We start from the raw sequence: 6,720 nt of genomic DNA, 5'->3' as shown, positions 1-6,720 counted from the left end.
CTGGCGATGGACCCGCAGCAGCGGTTGCTGCTGGAGACGTCGTGGGAGGCGCTGGAGGGCGCGGGGGTCGACCCGGTGTCGTTGAAGGGCAGTGACGTCGGCGTGTTCGTCGGCGCGTGCAGCCAGGGGTACGGGTCCAGCGCGGGCGGCGTCGCGCCCGAGCTGGAGAGCTTCACCGGGACCGGGGTGGCGCCGAGCGTGGCGTCGGGCCGGGTGTCCTATGTGTTCGGTTTCGAGGGCCCGGCGGTCACCGTCGACACGGCGTGCTCGTCCTCGCTCGTGGCGATCCACCTCGCCGCGCAGTCGCTGCGGCAGGGCGAGTGCTCGACGGCGCTGGCGGGCGGCGTGATGGTCATGGCCACCCCGGGCACGTTCGTCGGGTTCTCCCGGCAGCGGGGCATGGCCCCCGACGGGCGGTGCAAGGCGTTCGCCGAGGGCGCCGACGGGATGGTGCTGGCCGAGGGGGTCGGCATCGTCGTGCTGGAGCGGCTGTCCGTGGCGCGGGAACGCGGCCACGAGGTGCTGGCCGTGCTGCGCGGCAGCGCGGTGAACCAGGACGGCGCGTCGAACGGGTTGACCGCGCCGAACGGGCCGTCGCAGCAGCGGGTCATCCGCAAGGCGCTGGCGGGCGCCGGACTGGTCCCCGCCGACGTCGACGCCGTGGAGGCGCACGGCACGGGCACGGCGCTGGGCGACCCGATCGAGGCCCAGGCCCTGCTGGCCACCTACGGGCAGGGCCGCGACCCCGGGAGGCCGCTGTGGGTGGGGTCGCTCAAGTCGAACATCGGCCACACGCAGTCCGCGGCGGGCGTGGGCAGCGTGATCAAGATGGTGCAGGCGCTGCGGCACGGCGTCCTGCCCCCGACGCTGCACGTGGACGAGCCGTCCACGGAGGTGGACTGGACGGCGGGCGCGGTCGAGCTGCTGACCGAGGCCAGGCCGTGGCCGAGGGGCGAGCGGCCCCGCAGGCTCGGGGTGTCGTCGTTCGGCATCAGCGGCACCAACGCGCACCTGGTCATCGAGGAGGCGCCCGCCGAGGCCGAGCCCTTCGCCGAGCCCGTCGCGGGGCCGGGGGAAGTGCTGCCGGTGGTGGTGACGGCGCACAGCAAGGGTTCCCTGGCGGGGCAGGCCGGGCGGCTGGCGTCGTGGCTGGGCTCGGGGGGCGCGCCGCTGCCCGCGGTCGCGGGCGCCCTGCTGTCGAGCCGGGCGGTGTTGGGCGAGCGGGCCGTGGTGCTCGCGGGCTCGGACGAAGAGGCGCTGGCCGGGCTCGGCGCGCTGGCGGGCGGCTCGGACGCGCCCGGTGTGGTGACCGGCAGCGCCCCCGGCTCGGGCGGGCCGGGCAAGGTCGTGTTCGTCTTCCCCGGGCAGGGGTCGCAGCGGGTCGGGATGGGCCGGGAGCTGCACGAGCGCTACCCGGTGTTCGCCGAGGCCTTCGACGCGGCGTGCGCGCGGGTGGACGCGTTCCTGGCCGGGGCGGTCGACCACCCGGTGCGCGACGTGGTCCTGGGCCGGGCGCCGGACGCCGCCGCGCTGCTGGACCGGACCGTGTACACCCAGGCCGGGCTGTTCGCGGTCGAGACCGCCCTGGCCCGGCTGGTCGAGTCCTGGGGCGTGCGGCCGGACGCGGTGATCGGGCACTCCATCGGCGAGGTCACCGCCGCCCACATCGCGGGCGCGCTGTCGCTGCCGGACGCGGCCCGGCTGGTCGCGGCCCGGGGCAGGCTGATGCAGGCGCTGCCCACCGGCGGGGCGATGGTCGCCGTGGCCGCGAGCGCGGACGAGGTCACCGGGCTGCTGGGCGACGGCGTGGAGCTGGCCGCGGTCAACGGCCCGGCCGCGGTGGTGCTCTCCGGCGAGCAGGACGCGGTCCTCGCGGCGGCCGAGCGGATGCGGGAGCAGGGGCGCAAGACGAAGCGGCTGGCGGTCTCGCACGCGTTCCACTCCGCGCGCATGGAGCCGATGCTCGCCGAGTTCGCCGCCGAGCTGGCCTCGGTGCGGTGGCAGCCGCCTGCCATCCCGGTGGTCTCGAACGCCACCGGCGGGCTGGCTGAGCCCGACGGGCCCGCCGACCCGCGCTACTGGGTCGAGCACGTGCGCCGGCCGGTCCGGTTCGCCGAGGGGATCGCGGCCGCGGCCGGGTTCGGCGGCGCGCTGTTCGTGGAGATGGGGCCGGGCGCCGCCCTGACCGGCCTGGTCGGCGAGTCGGCCCCCGGGGCCGTGTGCGTCGCGGCGCTGCGCGACGGCCGCCGGGAGGACCGGGCGCTGCTGGCCTCGGTGGCCGAGCTGTTCGTGCGCGGCGTGCCCGTGGACTGGGACGTCCTGGCCCCAGCCCCCGCCGGGCGGGTCGACCTGCCCCGGTACGCCTTCGACCACGAGCACTTCTGGCTGACGCCGGGGGCGGCGGCCACGGACGCGGCGTCGCTGGGGCAGACGACGGCCGGGCACCCGCTGCTGGGCGCGGTGGTGCCGCTGCCGCGGACCGACGGGCGCGTGTTCACCTCGCGGCTGTCGCTGAGGTCGCACCCGTGGCTGGCCGACCACGCCGTCGGCGGGCTCGTGCTCGTCCCCGGCACCGGGCTCGTGGAGCTGGCGGTGCGGGCGGGCGACGAGGTCGGCTGCCCGGTGCTGGAGGAGCTTGTCGTCGAGGCCCCCCTCGTGGTGCCCGCGCACGGCGGGGTGCGGGTGCAGGTCGCGGTGGGCGGGCCGGGGGAGACCGGGACGCGCGCCGTGGAGGTGTACTCCCTGCGCGAGGACGGGGAGGACACGTGGACGCGGCACTGCGCGGGGCAGTTGGCCCCCACGGCGAGCGGTGTCACCGGGTTCGACTTCGCCGCCTGGCCGCCGCCGGGCGCGCTGGCCGTCGACGTCGGCGACTTCTACGGCGACCTGGTCGAGCGCGGTTACGCCTACGGCCCGGCCTTCCAGGGCCTGCGGGCGGTGTGGCGGCGCGGTGCGGAGGTCTTCGCCGAGGTCGCCCTCCCCGATGGGCACCGCGAAGGCGCGGCGGCCTTCGGCATCCACCCCGCCCTGCTGGACGCCGCGCTGCACGCGGGGATGCTCGGGGCGGCCCCGCAGGACGGGTCCGGGCAGCCGGTGCTGCCCTTCGCCTGGAACGGCCTGGTGCTGCACGCCGCGGGCGCGTCCGCGCTGCGCGTGCGCTTGGCCTCCGGTGGACCCAACGCCGTGGCGTTGCAGGCCGCCGACGAGACCGGCGGTCTCGTGGTGACGATGGACTCGCTGGTGTCGCGCCCGGTGAGCGCCGAGCAGTTGGGCGCCGCCGCGAGTGCGAGCCGCGACTCGCTGTTCCGGGTCGAGTGGTCCGAGCTGCCCGTCCCCGAGGCGCCGACGCCGCCGCTGGCGTTGGCCATGACGGCTGACGACGTGCTGGGCCTGACCGAGGCGCCCGCTGTCGTCCTCGCCCCTGCCGGTGGTGAGACGGCGCTCGACGGGACCTCGCGCGTGCTGGGGATCGTCCAGGCGTGGCTGGCCGGGAGCGGGTTCGACGATTCCCGGCTCGTGGTGGCCACCCGGGGCGCGGTGCCCGCGGACGGGACGGTGGCCGATCCCGCCGCCGCCGCGGTGTGGGGCCTTGTGCGCGTCGCCCAGACGGAGAACCCGGACCGGATCGTCCTGCTGGACCTCGACCCCACCGCCGAGACCGGCCCGGAGGCCGTCCTGGGCGCCGTGGTGGCCTCCGGTAAGCCCCAGGTCGCCGTCCGCGGCGGTGCGCTGTTCGTTCCCCGGCTGGCACGAGCCACCGGTGGGCAGGCGACTTTCGATCCGGAAGGGACGGTCCTGGTCACCGGTGGCACCGGGTCGCTGGGCGCGCTCGTGGCCCGGCACCTGGTGGCCGAGCACGGTGTGCGGCGGCTCGTGCTGGTCAGCAGGCGCGGCACGGCCGCGCGGGGCGCCCAGGAGCTGGTGGCCGAGCTGACCGGCTTGGGCGCGGCGGTGTCGGTCGCGGCCTGCGACGTCGCCGACCGCGACCAGGTCGCGGCGCTGCTGGCGGAGCACGAGCCGACCGGGGTCGTGCACACCGCCGGGGTGCTCGACGACGGGGTGGTCGGGGCGCTGACCCGGGAGCGGCTGGCCGGGGTGTTCGCGCCCAAGGTCGACGCGGTGCGCCACCTCGACGAGCTGACCCGCGACCGGGACCTGGACGTCTTCGCCGTGTTCTCCTCGGCCTCCGGCGTCTTCGGGTCCGCCGGGCAGGGCAACTACGCGGCGGCGAACGCCTTCCTCGACGCGCTGATGGCCGACCGCCGGGCGGCGGGGCTGCCGGGCGTGTCGATGGCCTGGGGGCTGTGGGAGCAGGCCGACGGGATGACCGCGAACCTCGACGAGGTGGACCAGGCGCGGGCCGACCGCGGCGGTGTCCAGGCCATCACGCCCACCGAGGGCATGGAACTGTTCGACGCCGCCGTAGGGTCCGGGCAGGCGCTGCTCGTGCCGATCAAGCTCGACCTGCGCGGGGCCCGCGCGGGCGCTGCGGCGGGCGGGCCGGTTCCGCACCTGCTGCGCGGCCTGGTCCAGGCAGGCAGGCAGCAGGCGCGGGCGGCGTCCGGCGGGCTGGCCGCCCGGCTGGCCGGGCTCGCCCCGGCCGAGCGGGACGCGCTGCTGCTCGACCTGGTCCGCGGCCAGGTCGCGGCGGTGCTCGGGCACGCCGGGCCCGAGGCGGTCCGGGCCGACACCGCGTTCAAGGATTCCGGTTTCGACTCGTTGACCTCGGTGGAGCTGCGCAACCGACTGCGCGAGGCGACCGGGCTCAAGTTGCCCGCCACGCTCGTCTTCGACTACCCGACCCCGCAGGCGCTCGCGGGCTACCTGCGTGACGAGGTCGGCGACGCCGGTCCCGCGCCCGTGGCGGCGGCGGTCGCCGCCGACCCGGACGAGCCGATCGCGATAGTCGGGATGTCGTGCAGGCTCCCCGGCGGTGTCGCGGGCCCGGACGACCTGTGGCGGATGCTGCGCGAGGGCCGGGACGGGCTCTCGCCGTTCCCCGACGACCGGGGCTGGGACCTGGACAGCCTGTTCGACCCCGACCCGGACAGCCAGGGCACCTCGTACACCAGCCAGGGCGGCTTCGTCGAGGGCGCGGGCCTGTTCGACGCGGGGTTCTTCGGGATCTCGCCGCGTGAGGCGCTGGCGATGGACCCGCAGCAGCGGCTGTTGCTGGAGACGTCGTGGGAGGCGCTGGAAGGCGCGGCCATCGACCCGGTGTCGTTGAAGGGCTCCGACGTCGGTGTGTTCGCCGGGGTGTCCAGCCAGGGCTACGGGATGGGCGCCGCCGTGCCGGAGCTCGAGGGTTTCGGGAGCACAGGCGCGGCCTCGAGCGTGGCGTCCGGCCGGGTGTCCTATGTGTTCGGTTTCGAGGGCCCGGCGGTCACGATCGACACGGCGTGCTCGTCGTCGCTGGTCGCGATGCACCTCGCCGCGCAGGCGCTGCGGCAGGGTGAGTGCTCGATGGCGCTCGCTGGCGGCGTGACCGTGATGGCGACACCCACCTCGTTCGTGGAGTTCTCCCGCCAGCGCGGGCTGGCCGGGAACGGCCGGTGCAAGGCGTACGCGGACGGCGCGGACGGCACGGGCTGGGCCGAGGGGGTCGGTCTGGTGGTGTTGGAGCGGTTGTCGGTGGCGCGTGAGCGCGGGCACCGGGTCTTGGCTGTGTTGCGGGGTAGTGCGGTGAACCAGGATGGCGCGTCGAACGGGTTGACCGCGCCGAACGGGCCGTCGCAGCAGCGGGTGATCCGCAAGGCGCTGGCCGCCGCCGGGATCGCTGCGTCCGATGTGGACGTTGTCGAGGGGCACGGCACGGGCACGGCGCTGGGCGACCCGATCGAGGCCCAAGCCCTGCTCGCCACCTACGGCAGGGACCGGGCGCCGGAGAAGCCGTTGTGGCTGGGGTCGCTCAAGTCCAACATCGGCCACACCCAGGCCGCCGCGGGTGTCGCCAGTGTCATCAAGGTCGTGCAGGCGCTGCGGCACCGCCTTATGCCCCCGACGCTGCACGTGGACCAGCCGACCAGCCAGGTGGACTGGTCTGTCGGCGCGGTGGAGCTGTTGACCGAGGCCCGCGACTGGCCCCGCGACGGCCGCCCGCGCCGGGCCGGGGTGTCGTCGTTCGGGATCAGCGGGACGAACGCGCACCTGATCATCGAGGAGGCGCCCGACGAGCCCGCGCCCGCCGCGCGGGAGCCGGTCTCGGGGGCGGTGCCGCTGGTGGTGTCCGCCCGGAGCGCGGCTTCCCTGGTGGGGCAGGCCGGTCGGCTGTCGCGGTTCGTTGAGTCGGCTGACCTGGCAGGCACCGCCCGGGCCCTGGTGGCGGACCGGGCCGTGCACGCCCACCGCGCGGTGGTGGTGGCCGAGTCGGAGGGGGAGGCGGCGGCCGCGCTCGACGGGGTCGCGCGCGGTGCGGCCGGTGTGGTCACGGGCAAGGCGGGTACGCCGGGCAAGGTCGTGTGGGTGTTCCCGGGGCAGGGTTCGCAGTGGGCCGGGATGGGTCGGGAGCTGCTGGACTCGTCGCCGGTGTTCGCCGAGCGGATCGCCGAGTGCGCCGCCGCGTTGGAGCCGTGGGTGGACTGGTCCCTCGTGGACGTCTTGCGCGGCGCCGCCGATGCTGAGTTGGTGGACCGGGTCGATGTCCTGCAACCGGCCAGTTTCGCGGTGATGGTGGGGCTGGCGGCGGTGTGGTCGTCGGTCGGCGTGGTGCCGGACGCGGTG

At 76.2% G+C, this 6,720-nt stretch carries 1 protein-coding gene; it reads left to right on the top strand.

The genetic code is table 11. From position 1 onward, the window contains the following. A partial coding sequence (locus GCL84_RS02080) for a type I polyketide synthase (RefSeq protein WP_156753604.1) occupies window positions 1-6,720 on the top strand: 6,720 nt, incomplete at both ends.

This window comes from Actinokineospora pegani (genome assembly GCF_009745975.1).
GTDB lineage: Bacteria > Actinomycetota > Actinomycetes > Mycobacteriales > Pseudonocardiaceae > Actinokineospora > Actinokineospora pegani.
This window is presented reverse-complemented; position numbering and strand designations above follow the sequence as displayed.